This window comes from Enterobacter sp. Lyrl_3 (assembly GCF_051948675.1).
Classification (GTDB): Bacteria; Pseudomonadota; Gammaproteobacteria; order Enterobacterales; family Enterobacteriaceae; genus Enterobacter; species Enterobacter cloacae.
Genome location: NZ_JAYJLI010000010.1, coordinates 140,929 through 157,021 on the forward strand (window position 1 = coordinate 140,929; position 16,093 = coordinate 157,021).

The 16,093-nt window shown below is 55.5% G+C and carries 16 protein-coding genes; 6 read left to right on the forward strand and 10 right to left on the reverse strand.

Going from position 1 to position 16,093, the window contains the following annotated elements:
• Window positions 1–9: 9 nt before the first annotated feature.
• Window positions 10–1,113 carry a cobalamin-independent methionine synthase II family protein gene (locus VF709_RS17685; RefSeq protein WP_020688608.1) on the reverse strand — a complete coding sequence of 368 codons (1,104 nt, stop codon included), beginning with the start codon at window positions 1,111–1,113 and terminating at the stop codon, window positions 10–12.
• A 156-nt stretch (window positions 1,114–1,269) separates the two neighbouring features.
• Entirely contained in the window at window positions 1,270–1,683 is a 414-nt protein-coding gene (locus tag VF709_RS17690) for a rhodanese-like domain-containing protein (protein ID WP_058651339.1), read from the reverse strand.
• Between the two features lie 73 nt (window positions 1,684–1,756).
• Between VF709_RS17690 and ftrA the strand changes: the two genes are divergently transcribed.
• Window positions 1,757–2,758, forward strand: a complete 1,002-nt coding sequence (gene ftrA / locus VF709_RS17695; protein WP_114518866.1) for a transcriptional regulator FtrA — start codon at window positions 1,757–1,759, stop codon at window positions 2,756–2,758.
• A 158-nt stretch (window positions 2,759–2,916) separates the two neighbouring features.
• On the opposite strand, the gene VF709_RS17700 is transcribed toward ftrA, so the two are convergent.
• Window positions 2,917–3,279, reverse strand: coding sequence for a hypothetical protein (locus tag VF709_RS17700; RefSeq protein WP_148790893.1), 363 nt, complete (start codon window positions 3,277–3,279; stop codon window positions 2,917–2,919).
• A 250-nt stretch (window positions 3,280–3,529) separates the two neighbouring features.
• Between VF709_RS17700 and VF709_RS17705 the strand changes: the two genes are divergently transcribed.
• Window positions 3,530–3,760 (forward strand): DUF2554 family protein, encoded by a 231-nt coding sequence (locus VF709_RS17705; protein ID WP_013096641.1) that lies wholly within the window; start codon window positions 3,530–3,532, stop codon window positions 3,758–3,760.
• Here VF709_RS17705 and VF709_RS17710 read toward each other — a convergent pair whose 3' ends face one another.
• Both VF709_RS17710 and VF709_RS17715 read right to left on the reverse strand, forming a co-directional pair.
• Window positions 3,761–5,725, reverse strand: coding sequence for a peptidase U32 family protein (locus VF709_RS17710; protein ID WP_149896673.1), 1,965 nt, complete (start codon window positions 5,723–5,725; stop codon window positions 3,761–3,763). It lies immediately after the preceding gene.
• A gap of 80 nt (window positions 5,726–5,805) precedes the next feature.
• Complete coding sequence (locus VF709_RS17715) at window positions 5,806–6,333, reverse strand: helix-turn-helix domain-containing protein (protein ID WP_048972155.1); 528 nt, start codon at window positions 6,331–6,333, stop codon at window positions 5,806–5,808.
• Between VF709_RS17715 and VF709_RS17720 the strand changes: the two genes are divergently transcribed.
• Window positions 6,332–7,591 (forward strand): benzoate/H(+) symporter BenE family transporter, encoded by a 1,260-nt coding sequence (locus VF709_RS17720; RefSeq protein ID WP_072207610.1) that lies wholly within the window; start codon window positions 6,332–6,334, stop codon window positions 7,589–7,591. The two genes, VF709_RS17715 and VF709_RS17720, sit on opposite strands and share 2 nt — an antisense overlap.
• Here the strand turns inward: VF709_RS17720 and VF709_RS17725 are convergent.
• Window positions 7,571–8,443 (reverse strand): helix-turn-helix domain-containing protein, encoded by an 873-nt coding sequence (locus VF709_RS17725; protein WP_013096645.1) that lies wholly within the window; start codon window positions 8,441–8,443, stop codon window positions 7,571–7,573. The genes VF709_RS17720 and VF709_RS17725 overlap by 21 nt on opposite strands.
• 175 nt (window positions 8,444–8,618) lie before the next feature.
• On the opposite strand from VF709_RS17725, the gene VF709_RS17730 reads away from it, so the two are divergent.
• Window positions 8,619–9,515: a DMT family transporter gene (locus tag VF709_RS17730; protein WP_020688599.1), complete on the forward strand. Its 897-nt coding sequence runs from the start codon at window positions 8,619–8,621 to the stop codon at window positions 9,513–9,515.
• Between the two features lie 32 nt (window positions 9,516–9,547).
• On the opposite strand, the gene VF709_RS17735 is transcribed toward VF709_RS17730, so the two are convergent.
• Entirely contained in the window at window positions 9,548–10,222 is a 675-nt protein-coding gene (locus VF709_RS17735) for a DUF3313 domain-containing protein (RefSeq protein ID WP_013096647.1), read from the reverse strand.
• A gap of 134 nt (window positions 10,223–10,356) precedes the next feature.
• Window positions 10,357–11,952, reverse strand: coding sequence for an ABC transporter substrate-binding protein (locus VF709_RS17740; protein ID WP_038419397.1), 1,596 nt, complete (start codon window positions 11,950–11,952; stop codon window positions 10,357–10,359).
• Between the two features lie 110 nt (window positions 11,953–12,062).
• Between VF709_RS17740 and pepT the strand changes: the two genes are divergently transcribed.
• Window positions 12,063–13,292 (forward strand): peptidase T, encoded by a 1,230-nt coding sequence (gene pepT / locus VF709_RS17745; protein ID WP_040020834.1) that lies wholly within the window; start codon window positions 12,063–12,065, stop codon window positions 13,290–13,292.
• Here pepT and tehB read toward each other — a convergent pair.
• Together tehB and tehA are read right to left on the reverse strand one after the other, a co-directional pair.
• A complete protein-coding gene (tehB, locus tag VF709_RS17750) occupies window positions 13,289–13,882 on the reverse strand; it encodes a tellurite resistance methyltransferase TehB (protein ID WP_013096650.1) in 594 nt (197 codons plus the stop codon). The genes pepT and tehB overlap by 4 nt on opposite strands.
• A complete protein-coding gene (gene tehA, locus VF709_RS17755; RefSeq protein WP_149896672.1) occupies window positions 13,882–14,883 on the reverse strand; it encodes a dicarboxylate transporter/tellurite-resistance protein TehA in 1,002 nt (333 codons plus the stop codon). The genes tehB and tehA overlap by 1 nt, the downstream gene beginning before the upstream one ends.
• 122 nt (window positions 14,884–15,005) lie before the next feature.
• On the opposite strand from tehA, the gene ydcK reads away from it, so the two are divergent.
• Window positions 15,006–15,986 (forward strand): YdcK family protein, encoded by a 981-nt coding sequence (gene ydcK, locus VF709_RS17760; RefSeq protein ID WP_013096652.1) that lies wholly within the window; start codon window positions 15,006–15,008, stop codon window positions 15,984–15,986.
• The last annotated feature ends 107 nt before the right edge of the window (window positions 15,987–16,093 follow it).

Here is a 16,093-nt window from a genome sequence, read left to right on the forward strand (position 1 = left end):
ACAACGGAATTACCAGACTTCGCTGGCGATCTGTGTGACCAGACGCACTTTGTCCCACTGCTGGGCTTCACTCAGGGTGTTGCCCTCTTCGGTGGAGGCAAAACCGCACTGCGGGCTGAGGCAGATCTGCTCTTTTGCCACGTATCTGGCCGCCTCCTCCAGGCGCGCCTTCACCCCTTCAGGGTTTTCCAGCTCACCATTTTTGGTGGTGATCAGCCCAAGTACCACCTGCTGCTTGCCCGGGCGGACAAAGCGCAGCGGTGCGAAATCACCGCTACGGTCATTGTCGTACTCCAGGAAGAAGGCATCGACGTTCACCGTGCCGAACAGCACCTGGGCCACCGGCTCATAGCCGCCTTCGGAAATCCAGGTGGAGCGGAAGTTACCGCGACAGACATGCAGACCGATGGTCAAATCGTCTGGTTTTCCTTCCAGCGCCTTGTTCAGCACGCGTGCATAGGTACGCGCCAGCTCATCGGCATCTTCCCCGCGCTCGCGGATCTGACGACGCTGGTCATCCGAACAGAGGTAGGCCCAGACGGTATCATCCAGTTGCAGATAGCGACAGCCTGCATCATAAAATGCCCGGATGGCGTCGCGCCAGGTGGTGGCCAGATCGTCAAAATAGTCATTCAGATCAGGATAGACCGTCGCATCGATGTCTTTGCGACCGCCACGGAAGTGCAGCACGCTCGGGCTGGGAATGGTCATTTTTGGCTGCGCGTTGCCGCTGATGCTTTTCAGATAGCGGAAGTCTTCCAGCATCGGATGATCGCCAAAGCCCAGCTTGCCGGTGACGCGCACGCCGTGCGCTTTGGTCTGCACGCCGTTGAACTGAATGCCCTGCTGTGAATCGTAACGCTCAACCCCCTGCAGACCATCGAAGAAATCGAAGTGCCACCAGGCGCGACGGAACTCACCGTCGGTGACCACGTGCAGGCCGCAGGCGCACTGCTGTTCGACCACCTGGCGGATCGCGTCATCTTCCACCGCGCGAAGCTGCCCGGCATCAATCTCACCGCGGGCAAACTGCTGGCGAGCCAGTTTGATGGCATCCGGGCGTAAAAAACTGCCGACTACATCGGCGCGGTATGGGGCGTGCTGTCGCTGCATGGAAATCTCCTCTGTCTGCCGGCGATAATTGCCAGCAGTGATAATTCATCTCTTGAATCTTTAGACTTCTGGATGTCTAAATGTCCAAAAAAGATGACATACCTGCTGTATCCCGGCAAACGAGAAAATTTCACGACAGTTGAAATTTATTCATGTTCACAGCACGGCAGCGGTTTCGCTACTGGCGAACGCGTACTGTTCGTCCTTCCAGCCGGTGATGCCGCCAATCATGATTTTCACCGGCAATCCGAGACGCGCCAGCTTCAGCGCGGCTCTGTCCGCGCCGTTACAGTGCGGCCCCGCGCAATACACCACGAACAGCGTATCGGCCGGCCACTGCGCCATGCGCGCCTCGGTGATCTGGCTCCAGGGCATATGTATCGCGCCGGGCACATGACGACGGGCAAACTGCTCAGGTTTCCCGACAACATGCAGCAACACAAAGTCCTGCTCGTTATTCGTCAGCGCATGGTGCACATCGGCACAGTCCGTTTCGACGCTCAGGCGACGCAGAAAATGGGTAACGGCTTCCTGCGGCTCGGCAGCCGGAAATTCAGTAACATAACTCATGATCCTTCCTCATCTTTGGCGTTTGTGTTAACACTACTCTATCCAGAAATTGATCACGTGAATGCGTCCGCTTATGCCAGAAAACAGCAAAAAGATGACAAACTTAAGACAGGTTTCCCGCCCGCTGGTGGTGGTACTGGCCTATGACGGTTTGTGTACCTTTGAATTTGGCGTGGCGGTGGAAATCTTCGGTTTGCCACGTCCCGAGCTGGGCGACGAATGGTATCGTTTTGCGGTGGCGGGCATTGATGACGGTGAGCTTCGGGCAACCGGTGGGATCCGCATCCTGACCGACGGGGGGCTTGATCTGCTGGAATCGGCAGACCTGATCGTTGTGCCGGGCTGGCGAGGGATGGATGCGCCTGTTCCCGCGGCGCTCTGCGAGGCCTTACGCCGGGCCAATGCACGCGGTTGCCAGCTGCTTTCTATCTGTTCCGGGGTGTTTGTTCTGGCCGCGTCGGGTCTGCTGAACGGGCATAAAGCCACCACCCACTGGCGCTATATTGAGGCGCTGAAAGCCCGTTATCCGGCGATCGGCGTGGTCGAGGATGTGTTGTATCAGGATGAAGGCGATATTCTGACCTCTGCAGGAAGCGCGGCAGGCATCGATCTCTGTTTGCACGTGGTGCGACGGGATTACGGTATGGAAACCGCCAACAGCGTCGCGCGCCGTCTGGTGATCCCTCCCCACCGGGATGGCTCCCAGCCGCAGCAGTTGAGTCGCCCGGTGGCACAGCTGCGGGAGAGCCAGCGTCTGGGACAGTTGTTCGACTTCCTGCACAATCACCTGAGCATTTCTCACAGCGTGGATTCGCTGGCGCGTCGCGTCGGCATGAGCCAGCGCACCTTTCTGCGCCGCTTTCAGGCTGCCACAGGCACCACGCCTGCGCGCTGGCTGCTTAATGAACGACTGTTACGGGCGAAAGATTATCTTGAGAGCAGCCGTCTCAGCATCGACAGCATTGCTGAACAAACCGGATTTGGACAGGCAGCGACCCTGCGTCACCATTTCCGCCAGCAGTTCGCGCTTTCCCCTGCCCAGTACCGTAAACAGTTTGCCCGCCCGCCACGCTGATGGCCGGTTCGCAGGCAAAAAAAAACCGCCATAATCTGGCGGTAAATGCTTGCATGGATAGATTTGTATTTTCATGTCTACGTCCCGACACTCCATGCCGGGCAGCGGATCAATAACAACCTAACATGCCTGAACTCAACAAAAGCTAAACAGAGCCATTAACCCGCTTTGGTATTAATTTGCAGGTAGCGCATCAGGCCCTGTTCCGCGCTCTGTTTTGCATCATCGTTAATCGCTTCCAGATAGAATGGACGCGAGACGCCATACGGTGCTTTATCTGCTGAGAAAACAGCAAACTGGAATGTTTTACTTTTCGACGAATTGGTACACCCTAATTCCCAACGCTCGTCATCAATTTGCTTGCTATTACACGCCACGCGTCCGTAGTCGCTGGTTAAATAAGAACCGACCCGAGCTTCCGCTGACTGAATATAATCCGGTTCGCCACTCCAGTTAACGTTCATACCTACAACAGCCCCAACGGCAACCACCAGAAGCGCTATTGACATGACTTTTTTCATTGAATCAGATCCATTCCTTTGTCAGAGAAATCTTATTATATAAGATTAATCCTTAAACCTCTGCCATATTTTGATACCAAATTTTAGGGTATGACAAAGATAATTCTTTTTTAGGAAAAATCTCACTACGCGCAAAATATATCCTGTTCGCGCAACATGACATATTCTTTGCGCTAATTTGAAAATGCCAATAATAACCCTACGAAACTACGTTCATGCTAGCGTGGCATTTTTATTGAAGGGGAAGTCCATGTTCAAAAAGGGGTTAACGCTTATGATGCTGGTCTGCGCCCTGTTTTCCGGCCAGCTGATGGCGGGACACAAAGGCCATGAATATTTGTGGGTTAAGAATGTTGATCATCAACTCCGGCACGAGGCAGACAGTGATGAATTACGCAGCGCAGCGGAGGAATCAGCAGAGGGTTTGCGCGAACATCACCTGTGGCAAAAATCGCGCAAACCGGGTACTCACTTTCGTTAATTAATTACCCTTACGTTTCGGCAGGGTTTTCATCAGTTCGTCGGGGCTCACGGAGGCAACAATACTGCCCGGTGGCGGCATTTTGAAAATATGGTTTTTCATTTTGCCAATAACGTGCATTTCACACGGACGACAATCAAATTTGAGGGTCAGCACCTCGTCGCCATTCACCAGCTGCATTGGCGTAGCTTTCCAGCTCTTAATATTGCCTTTCGCCTGTTTCGGGCAAAGATTAAAGGCAAAACGCAGACAATGTTTGGTGATCATCACCGGCACATCACCCTTCTCTTCGTGCGCCTCATAGGCAGCATCAATTAACTGCACGCCGTGGCGATGATAAAACTCGCGCGCTTTATGGTTATACACGTTCGCCAGGAACGATAAATGCGACTCGGGGTAAACGGGCGCTGGCACGGTTTCCGCCTTACGGCTGCCGCGGGGATAATTCGCCAGTCGCGCGTCATCCAGCATCTCTGCCGTTTCCCGGCGGAACTGGTTCAGCAGACTATTTGGCACGAACAGCGCATCCGGCAGATTTACCGCAACGTTGCGCGCATAGTAAATGGTCTGTCCCAGCTTCGCCACGCCATCCTTCAGGCTGTTGAGGGCTTTTTCTGCATTGTTCGCCACCTCAAACAGACCGTCGAGAGTATGCGTGACGCTGATGCCGTCTTCACAGGTCATGGTCAGGATCAGCTGCTCTTCCCAGCCACCTAACTCGATATCCACCGCAATGCGACGCTCGCTGGAGGTTTTCAGCAGCGCCTGCTGCCAGTTGTGGTCAAGGTTACGGTTCAGCGCGGCGTTAGGTCGTGCTTTATAGAGATCGGCAGGCATCTCGTTTGGCCAGACGCGATAGCGGTTTTCACCGGTCTTTTCCACCGTATTAGCACGGAAGCCCACGACTTCTCGTTTGATCATCACGTTCAGACCATCCCCGTTCGCCAGCGGTTCGGTCACCGACACGTCGAGATAATCTTTGGCGACCTTCAGCACCTCACCCACCGGTAAACCGATAAACTTCGGTGAATCAAACGCGCCAATATCGCCTTTACGGGCATTGACGAAGTAGTCCGTGCTGCCGCGGTGGAAGGTTTTATCCGTCGACGGAATAAAGAAATGCTCGGTGCGACCGGCAGACGCGCGCGCCAGGTCACCGCGATCTTCAATAATGGCGTCCAGCATCTGACGATAATGGGCGGTAATGTTCTTCACGTAGCTCATGTCTTTGTAGCGACCTTCAATCTTGAAGGAACGTACACCGGCATCAATCAGCGCGCCCAGGTTGGCGGTTTGATCGTTGTCCTTCATGGACAGCAGGTGTTTTTCGAAGGCGACCACGCGGCCCTGATCGTCTTTCAGGGTATACGGCAGACGGCAGGCCTGAGAGCAGTCACCGCGGTTGGCGCTGCGGCCAGTCTGCGCGTGGGAGATATTGCACTGCCCGGAATACGCCACGCACAGCGCACCGTGGATAAAGAACTCAATGGTGGCATCCGTCGCCTGGTGAATATCGCGGATTTGATTCAGGTTCAGCTCGCGCGCCAGCACGATCTGGGAAAAGCCCGCATCGGAGAGAAACTTCGCCTTCTCCACGGTGCGAATATCGCACTGGGTACTGGCGTGCAGTTCAATTGGCGGAATATCCAGCTCCAGTACGCCCATGTCCTGAACAATCAGGGCATCCACGCCGGTCTGGTAGAGATCGGTGATCAGACGTTGCGCAGGCTCCAGTTCATCATCATGCAGAATGGTGTTCAGGGTCACGAACACTTTCGCCCCAAAACGGTGGGCGAACGGCACCAGCTCGGCAATATCGCTCAGGCTGTTGCTGGCGTTATGGCGGGCACCGAAGCCAGGACCGCCAATGTAGACGGCATCAGCCCCATGAAGGATCGCTTCACGGGCGATGGCGGCATCGCGGGCCGGGCTTAAAAGTTCAAGATGATGGGATTGCAGGCGCATACTTCGTCGTTATCCGTTATGGTCAAAATGGCGGCTATTGTAGTCAGAAGTATGCATCAGCGAAACAGTTTTGCGAGCCTTTAGCGGGGATAATGAATCAGGGAGTGAAAATGCACCGGTCGGCTGCTGCTGTTGCGGTAGGCATGCGGTTTATCCCCGGCAAAACGCACGCCCTGGTCGGGGTAAAGGGTTCGCCATTCGCCGTCAATTTTCATCTCCAGTTCACCGCTTATCACCACCACGTGTTCAATCACCCCCGCCTCGTGCGGCGTGGATTCACTCAGGGCGCCGGGCGCCAGGGTGATGGAGAAATGATCGAACTTCAGCGTCTCATCCCACGGGAACAGCGGCTTCACCACCATCGCCTGCTGCTGCGGGTCGAACACCGCCTGCCGGTCTGCCTCCGGCGTGATAAACGCCGAGAACGGGATGTTTAGCCCCGTGGCAATTTTCCACAGCGTCGACACCGTTGGGCTGGATTCATTACGCTCGATCTGTCCCAGCATGGCTTTTGACACCCCCGTCTCTTCTGCCAGCTTTGACAGGCTCCAGCCGCGCGCCTGGCGCTGCGTCTTGAGTGTTGTAGCAAGATGTTGTGTGATTTCCATGTTTCCTCCCGAGGGGGTAAGCATACCACTTGTACGCTATAACGCACAGTGCTACCTTATTGCGGACGTTATAACGCACAACGGAGATATTATGCGCCAGTCAGCCCCTCTTTTTCCCGCCATTCTTGCCGGATTTGTTGCCGTTCTGGTCGGTTATGCCAGCTCGGCCGCCATCATCTGGCAGGCTGCTGCCGCGGCAGGCGCCAGCCCACAGCAGATCGCCGGCTGGATGACCGCACTGGGGTTCGGCATGGGGATCAGTACGCTCGCCCTGTCATGGTGGTATAAAGCCCCGGTGCTAACCGCCTGGTCAACCCCCGGCGCGGCGCTACTGGCTACCAGTCTGCACGGGATAACGCTTGCAGAAACCATCGGTATTTTCATTTTCGCCAATGGGCTGATCTTACTGTGCGGCCTGACCGGACTCTTCGCCCGCCTGATGAAACTCATTCCCCATTCGCTTGCCGCCGCGATGCTGGCAGGCGTATTGCTGCGCTTTGGCCTGCAGACGTTCAGTCACCTTGACGGCCATTTTCTGCTGTGCGGCAGCATGATTGCGGCATGGCTGGTCGCCAAAGCGCTGGCGCCACGCTACGCCATTGTGGCGACTCTGATAACAGGGAGCGTGGTGGCCTGGGCGGGCGGTGACGTTGTCACAAATCGACTCACCCTTTCCCTCGTCATGCCACAGTTTATTGCACCGGCGTTTAGCCTCACCAGTCTGGTCAGTATCGGCTTGCCCTTTTTCCTCGTGACCATGGCGTCGCAAAATGCGCCCGGTGTCGCCACGATGAAAGCGTCGGGCTATCCGCTGGCGGTATCTCCGCTGATGATCGCGACCGGCGGGCTGGCGCTGCTGCTTTCGCCTTTCGGCGTCTACTCCATCTGCATTGCAGCCATTACCGCAGCCATTTGCCAGAGCCCGGATGCGCATCCGGATGCCAGTAAACGCTGGCTGGCAGCGATGGCGGCAGGCGGTTTTTACCTGCTGGCGGGCGTATTCGGGGGATCCCTTACCGGGCTGATGGCGGCTCTGCCGCCGAGCTGGATCCAGACGCTGGCAGGCCTGGCGCTGCTGGGCACCATCAGCGGGAGTTTGTATCAGGCATTGCATAACGAAACGGAGCGTGACGCGGCGATTGTCACGTTTCTGATGACCGCCAGCGGCGTGACGCTGCTCGGGATTGGCTCTGCATTCTGGGGGCTGGTGCTGGGAGGCGTGTGCTTCGCCGTTTTATCACGCCTTCGCCGCGCGTAGCTGTGAAGGCGTCATCCCCATCACGCTGCGAAAGCGGTTGCTGAAGTGGCTGGCGGAGTTAAATCCACAGGCGAGTGCAATATCCGTCAGCGGCGTCGCCGTATGCTGCACCAGCGTTTTGGCTTTCTCCATGCGGCGCTGCATCACGTACTGGTGCGGTGCCAGCCCCGTCGACTGACGGAACATGCGGGCAAAATGGTACTCACTGAGCGCGGCCTGCGCCGCCAGTTCAGCCAGCGTGAGCGGCTGAGCAAGGTTCTCTTCGATAAAGGCCAGCACGTTGCGCAGCACAAACGGCGATAGCCCGCCGGTGACCACCGGCAGTTTCCACTGCACATTCGAATAGTTCTGCAGCAGATGGGTCAGCAGCAGCGTCGAGGCCGTGCTGAGCGTCAGCTGGTTGGCTTTTTGCTGCCAGTCACAGCCGAGCAAAAACTGACGATAGAGCGCAGTGATTTTTGCATCGCTGCCAAAGATTTTTTCATCCAGCGTCAACGACAGCGGGCGTTTGTCCCAGATTTTTTCACCCACATCGCGCAGATGGTCATCGGTGCAGTAGAGGTGGACAAACGACAGGTCATCGCGAATATCCCACGTCGATTCACTCTCTTTCGGCATCAGACAAAAACGATCCGGCCCGCCGCCGTTTTTCCAGCCGCCCGGCGTTTTTTGATAGCTCTCATAACCGTCCGCCACGTACAGGCTCAGGGTGTGATGATTGCTTTTTACGGTGATCGTGTCGCGCTTGTTGTACCACGCCGCCAGCTGGATACCGGAATTGAGCGCAACGGTTTCCCGCAGCACGGCGTTCTGTTGGCGGAGCGTTTCAAAGGTATCGTAAGCGTGTGACATAACCGTTAGCGCGTCTGTGAATCAGAATGTCAGTCTAAGAATTGTTGCTTCACGTTGCCAGACCCCGGAACAGAAAAAAGCGCAAGATTTTGCAAGTCCGCCGCAGGACGGTGAAAGCCTGTCAACGCCCTCGTCGCCATACTGTGGGTTTCCGTGGTTTGAGAAGAGAGACAACATGAACGCATTGTTATACGGACTGGTGGTGGTTATCTGGGGAACCACCTGGATTGCAATTTTCCTGCAGCAGGGTCCTGTGGCGGCCCCGGTGTCCATTTTCTGGCGTTTTGCGCTGGCCAGCGCCACGATGATGGTGGTGCTCCTGGCGCTTGGCCGCCTGCGTAAACTGGCGCTGCGGGATCATCTGTTCTGCGTGCTGCAAGGATGCTGCGTGTTTTGCTTCAACTTCTGGTGCTTTTACACGGCAGCGGCGCATATCAATACCGGCCTGGAGTCAGTGATATTTTCCATGGCGGTGCTCTATAACGCCATCAACAGTTTTATTTTCTTCGGACAGCGTCCACCCGCGCGTTTCTGGACAGCGGCCGCCCTGGGTCTGGTGGGGATCATCACCCTCTTCTGGGACGATCTGCTGGCCAGCGGCTGGAGCGTATCGCTGCTGACTGGCATTGGCCTTTCCGCACTCGGGACCTACGGCTTCTCGCTGGGCAACATGATCAGCATGCGGCATCAGCGCAGAGGGCTAGAGACGATGACCACCAACGCGTGGGCGATGCTCTACGGCACGCTGGTGATGGGCTGCATCGCGCTGTTCAGAGGCGACAGCTTCGCGCCGCAATGGACGATGAGCTACATGGGGGCGCTGGTCTATCTGGCCCTGTTTGGCTCGGTGATTGCCTTTGGCGCCTACTTCACCCTGGTCGGACGCATTGGTCCGGGCAAAGCGGCCTACAGTACGCTGCTCTTCCCGCTGGTGGCGCTGTCCATCTCCACGGTGTATGAAGGCTACGTCTGGCACATTAACGGCATTATCGGGTTACTGCTGATTCTGGGCGGGAATATGGTGATGTTTACCAGACCGGAAACCTGGTTCAGACGCCTGCGTACGGCATAAAAAAACGGCCTGCACTTGCAGGCCGTATATGATTATTTCGCTGTTTTATGCACATCAAACATGGTGGCGTCCGTCGCCATGTCATCAACAACCTGCTTCAGCGTCGCGAAGGTCATTGGTGAATTTTCGTTGTTCAGCTCTTTACCTTCACCTTTACGAACAACCTTGATTACCGGTTTGTTCGTCGCCGCATCAATCAACTCACCCTCGAAAAAGAGATGGGTATCCATGGTGCGATGGCCGGTTGCCATCTGCGTACCTGCCACCACCAGCGCAACAGGCACCACTTCATAGAACTGCAGACCTTCTTTCTGCGAGCTCACCCCGGTGATCGCCCCGCGGAAAATCAGGCTGTGTTTGCCCGGCGTCGTCACAATTGGCTTACGTTGGCCAATCGCGGTTTTCATTTTGTTATTGGTGTAATTTAACAGCTCATCAAGCGTACGTTGACCAATCTGGGTGGTCGGTTTAGGTGCCGGATAATAGGTAATCGGCGTCCAGATGATACTGTCGTAATTTGCTTCGTTATAAGAAGGATCGACCCAACGCAGGGTTGGTTTACCCGTTGCGGATGTCGTTTGCTGCAAGCCTGAGTAATCTTTCAAAAAGCCGGAGTATTGTTCAGGCGCGGCGACCTTGGATGAACACCCCGCCAGCGCCAACAGACCAGAAAGCACTGCAACTTTAAAAAAAGTGTGAGTACGCATGATGGTTTTCCATGTTATCTGCAAGTATGCATTTGAAGTTATAGCAAAAGTCAGGCGGGTTTGTTGTGACAAAAAATGATGCCGGGAGCACAATTTGCGAAAAGTCTGCCCGCCATGCGACGGGCAGTGAAAAATCATGGTTTTATATCAACCTGCCAGAAGATATGTTTGCCAAACGGGTCGATTTCGTACCCCGTGACTTCCTTACGAACCGGTTCAAAAATCGTGGAATGGGCGATCATCACCGCGGGCATCTGATCGTGCATCATCTGCTGAGCCTGCTTATACAGCGCCACGCGTTTGTCATGATCGGTTATCGATTTTGCCTCGGCGATGATGTCATCAAACGGCTTGTAGCACCATTTGGCCGAGTTTGAACCGCCGTTCGCCGAGGTGCAGGTAAAGAGCGGACCAAAGAAATTGTCCGGATCGCCGGTCGCCGTAGTCCAGCCCATCAACGCGGCCTGATGCTCGCCGCCCTTCACCCGCTTCAGGTACTCGCCCCATTCGTAGGTGACGATTTTGGTCTGTACTCCCACCTTCGCCCAGTCCGCCTGAATCATCTCCGCCATGCGTTTCGCATTCGGGTTATAGGGGCGCTGCACCGGCATCGCCCATAAATCGATGCTGATACCGTTGGCAAAACCGGCCTCTTTTAACAGCGCTTTGGCTTTTTCGGGATCGTATTCGTAATCCTTCAGCTCGCTGTCGGCCCCCCATACCCCCGGCGGCAGCAGGTTCTTCGCCGCCGTGCCAGTGCCGTGGAACACGGCGTCAATAATGGCTGGTTTGTTGATGGCCATCGCCAGGGCCTGGCGCACTTTCACATTATCCAGCGGAGGCTTCTGGGTATTGAACGCCAGGAAACCGGTATTCAGCCCCGCCTTGCTCATGAGATTGATATCCTTGTTCGCCTTCATTCGCGGCAGATCGGCCGGGTTCGGGAACGGCATCACCTGACATTCGTTTTTCTCGATTTTGGCAAAACGGACCGACGCATCCGGCGTAATGGTAAACACCAGCCGATCCAGCTTCGATTTCCCCTGCCAGTAGTCCGGGAAGGCGGTGAACAGGATGCGGGAGTCTTTCTGATATTGCGCCAGCTTAAAGGGGCCGGTGCCGATGGGCTCCATGTCCACCTTCTCCGGCGTGCCCGCCTTGAGCATCGCGTCGGCATATTCCGCCGAAAGAATGGAGGCAAAATACCACGCCAGATCGGCGACAAATGGCGCTTCCGGGTGCGCCAGGGTAAAGCGCACGGTATGGTCATCCACTTTATCAATCGCGGTGATTAAACTGCCAAACTCCAGACTTTCAAAGTTGGAATAGCTGCCGTTAGAGACGTTATGGTAAGGGTGATTCGCATCCTTCTGGCGCATAAACGAGAAAATCACATCATCGGCATTAAAGTCGCGCGTTGGCGTAAAGGACTTATTACTCTGGAATTTCACCCCTTTGCGCAGATGGAAGGTATAGACCTTGCCGTCTTCGCTCACCTCCCAGCGCTCCGCGAGGCTCGGCACCAGCTCCGTGGTGCCAGGTTTGAAATCGACCAGCCGGTTATAGACCGGCACCGCGCTGGCGTCCACGCTGGTACCCGAGGTATATAACTGAGGATTAAAATTTTCCGGAGACCCTTCGGAGCAATACACCAGCGTTTTCGCGGCTACGGTGGAACTGACCGTGAGCGCGGCGAGTGCCAGGGTTAACGTTGTGAGTTTGCTTTTCATCATTTATTCCTGTCTTTTAATTCGACGGCTAATTAATTCTTTTGCCATTTCATAAATAACATTAAAGTGAGGGAGCAAACACCCGAAAAATAAATAAGGAAGAAAACACTATGGGCTCGCCGCTTTCCAGACAATTAACGCAACGCTTTTTCCGTTATCTCGCCATCACCAGCCAGAGCGATGCAAAAGTCAGCACTCTCCCTTCCACTCCGGGCCAGCATGAGATGGCGCGGGAACTGGCGAAAGAGCTGACACAGCTGGGCTTAGACGACATTGTCATCGACGAATTTGCCACGGTCACCGCGGTAAAAAAAGGCAATGTGCCCGGCGCGCCGCGGATTGGATTTATTACCCATATTGATACCGTTGACGTGGGATTATCACCGGATATTCATCCACAAATATTAACCTTCACTGGTGAAGACCTCTGTCTGAATAAAGAGAAAGAGATCTGGCTTCGCGTCAACGAGCACCCGGAAATTCTGGCCTATCCCGGCGAAGAGATTATTTTCAGCGATGGAACCAGCGTATTAGGCGCAGATAATAAAGCCGCCGTGACCGTGGTGATGACCCTGCTGGAAAACCTGACGTCGGCGCATCAGCATGGGGATATCGTGGTTGCGTTTGTGCCGGATGAGGAGATTGGCCTGAAGGGGGCAAAAGCGCTGGATCTGAAACGCTTCGACGTTGATTTTGCCTGGACGATTGACTGCTGCGAGCTGGGCGAAATTGTCTATGAAAACTTTAACGCGGCGGCGGCAGAAATCCGTTTTACCGGCGTCACCGCGCACCCCATGTCAGCCAAAGGCGTGCTGGTGAACCCGCTACTGATGGCGACGGATTTCATTAACCATTTTGACCGCCAGCAAACCCCGGAGTGCACCGAGGGGCGTGAGGGCTATATCTGGTTCAACGGCATTCAGGCCGGGCAAAACGAGGCCGTACTTAGAGCGAATATCCGCGACTTCGATCAGGCAAGCTTTGCCGCCCGTAAGCAGCAGATTGCCGACGTCGCGGCGCTGATTGCCGCCCGACACCCCACCGCAAAGGTGGAGTACCAGATTGAGGATACCTACAGCAATATCAGCAATGCGATTGGGGAAGATCGCCGGGCCATTGACCTGATGTTTGCGGCAATGGAATCCCTTGGGATCACCCCCAAACCCACCCCGATGCGCGGCGGAACAGACGGCGCGGCGCTTTCAGCCAAAGGGTTGTTAACCCCGAACTTCTTCACCGGCGCGCACAATTTCCACTCACGGTTTGAGTTTCTGCCGCTGTCGTCGTTCGAGGCCTCTTACCACACTGCCCTGCAACTCTGTCTGCTGGCCGCCCGTTAAGCGGGTTTACGTGCCAGCAGGGTCGCGAAGCGCAATTTGATGCGGTTGCCGTTCTCGTCGGTGCGGTGCAGTTCGCCGGGATCTTCGTTGTACTTAAGCAGATCCCAGCCTTCGTAATAGTGGCTCAGTTCGCCGGTTTTGAATGCAAACGGGAAGCCGACGGTACAAGGATAATCCGCAGTATCCATGGCGGCCACAATCAGGTTGTAACCGCCCGGTTTCGTGCAGCGCTGCATATTGGCGATCAAACCAGGGATGGTTTTCGCTTCAAGGAACATCAGCACCACGGTGGAGAGAATGAAATCGTATTCCCCGTCAAAGCTCAGGCTGTTCAGGTCTTTGATCGCCGTCTGCAGATTCGCTATGCCTTCCGCCGCTTTAATGCGTTCGATGTTATCGATGCTCATGGGGTTTTTATCCCACGCCGTCACATCGTAACCGTTAGCGGCCAGATAGAGGCTGTTGCGGCCATTGCCGCAGCCGAGATCGAGCGTTTTACCGGGCTTAACGATCTCTGCGCTGTACAGCACCTCTGAATGGGTACGGGTGAGTCCATATTTCTCGGTGAAGTAGTTTTCGTCGACAGCCATTATTGTTCCTCAGATTGCATAAGCCGTGCTTTCTCAGTGCGCACCAGAAGTTTGCCCTGTATCAGCAGGATGAATGTACGAACCAACAGCATCCCAATGATGAAGTTAGTGAAGATAAAGAGCGGCACGGCAATGGCGTGGAAAAAGCCTGACGCGCTGCTGTACCCCAGATGCAGACCGGTGGTTGCCAGTGCCGACACGCCAAACGAGAAGCTCCAGAACGATGCGTTAAACGGCTGAGACATATACCACGGCAACAGACGCAACATAAACAGCAGTTGCAACAGGCCATAACCGAACAGCATTTTGGCAAAGGTATCGGCTTCCCCGCCGTTGACGCTAATCCAGGCGCTGCAGGCCACCAGCGCCGGGGCCAGTTGAATACCCAGCGACGTACGCAGTGCGGTGGGCAGTTCACCCGCGCTGCGAAGGCGCTGGAGAATAACCGGTTCCAGGCTGAGCCAGGAAAAGACACCTGCGCCGAGGAAGACTAACCCTGCATCGTTAAACCCCAGCGCACCACACGCCATCGCGCTGATAAAATTGTTTGCCACCGTAGGCAGATATAACCCCGGCGTTGTCGCCTCCTGAGGATGGTTACCGCGCCATAGCCCGGCGCTTTGCCAGGCGGAATAGGCAAGCTGCACCACCACGCCCACGGCAAATAACACCAGCGAAACCGGGCGGTACCAGGGGACAAACCCAATGGCAACCAGCATCGTGGTGGCCGGAAAAAGGCTGACAAAGCTGCTCATCACCGGGTGTCGCATTTCCGCCAGCACGCTACGCGGGAAACGCACCGCGCGCGTAATAAACGCCACCGTCAGTAAAAACCAACATACCACCGCAAGGGCAACCAACCCCTCACCCGGCCAGCGCGTAACCGGCCAGAGGGTGCTGGCGTATCGCCAGGCGAACCCCATGCCGATGATGCCAAGGACCATGCCAAAATAACTTGCGGGCAGGTTAAGTACCTGCCGGGTTTCGTCATTTTTATTCATTAATTTTAAAATTTAAAATGTATTTGAAATGCCATTTTAAGGTGTTTCCGCCTCGGATGCCAGCACAACGCAAAGCTGAAAGTTTGCTACGTTTAGTGAAGACGCTTACCAGGGATAACACGATGAAAAAGTATCGGCTCAGCGATGAAACCCGGCTCTGGCACTGGAAAAACGGCGAAACGCCCCACTCGGCTACGTTAAAACAGATTATCGCCACGACAGATTTTAATGACGTCGCCGCCGGGACGAAAGGCGGCTGGATTGAAGATGAACGCGCCTTGTCTCAGGAGGGGAACTGCTGGATCTACGACGAAAACAGCGTGGTCTTCGCCGGTGCGACCGTCTCCGGTAATGCCCGTCTGACCCTGCCGTGCGTCGTCAGCGACCATGCCCATATTAGCGGCAACAGCTGGCTGGACGGGGCAAACGTGAGCCATGGGGCGCGAATAAGTGACAACGTCACCATCCAGAACTCCACCGTACGGGGGGAATGCCATATTTTTGGTGATGCCCGGGTGCTGCATAACAGCATGATTATCGCCGCCAAAGGCTTAACCCCAGACCAGGAGCAGATCCTTAAAATCTACGACAACGCGACCGTCAGCCAGTCGCGCGTGGTGCATCAGGCGCAAATCTACGGCGAGGCCATCGTCAATTATGCGTTTATCGAGCACCGTGCCGAGGTGTTCGACAAGGCCATTCTTGAAGGGAACGATATCAATAACGTCTGGGTCTGCGACTGCGCAAAAGTGTACGGCAACGCGCGCCTGATTGCCGGATTCGACGACGATGCCATCCCTACCGTGCGCTACAGCTCTCAGGTGGCTGAGAATGCGGTGGTGGAAGGCAACTGCGTAATTAAGCACCACGTGCTGATTGGCGGTCAGGCGTGGCTACGCGGGGGGCCGATCATGATTGATGATAAGGTCGTGATTCAGGGGCGGGCGCGGATCAGCGGCGACGTACTGATTGAGCACCACGTTGAAATCACCGACGATGCCGTCATTGAGGCTTTCGACGGCGACAGCATTCATCTGCGCGGCGAAAAAGTAGTTAACGGCGAGAGTCGAATCACCCGCACGCCTCTGCTGGGCGCGCTATAGGGGGAAGATACCGGGATAATTTCGGATTTTGCTGCGGTTATTGCCCCTCACCCCAGCCCTCTCCCAAAGGGCTGAGGGATCCCCAGTAATATGGTCATGTCACCATG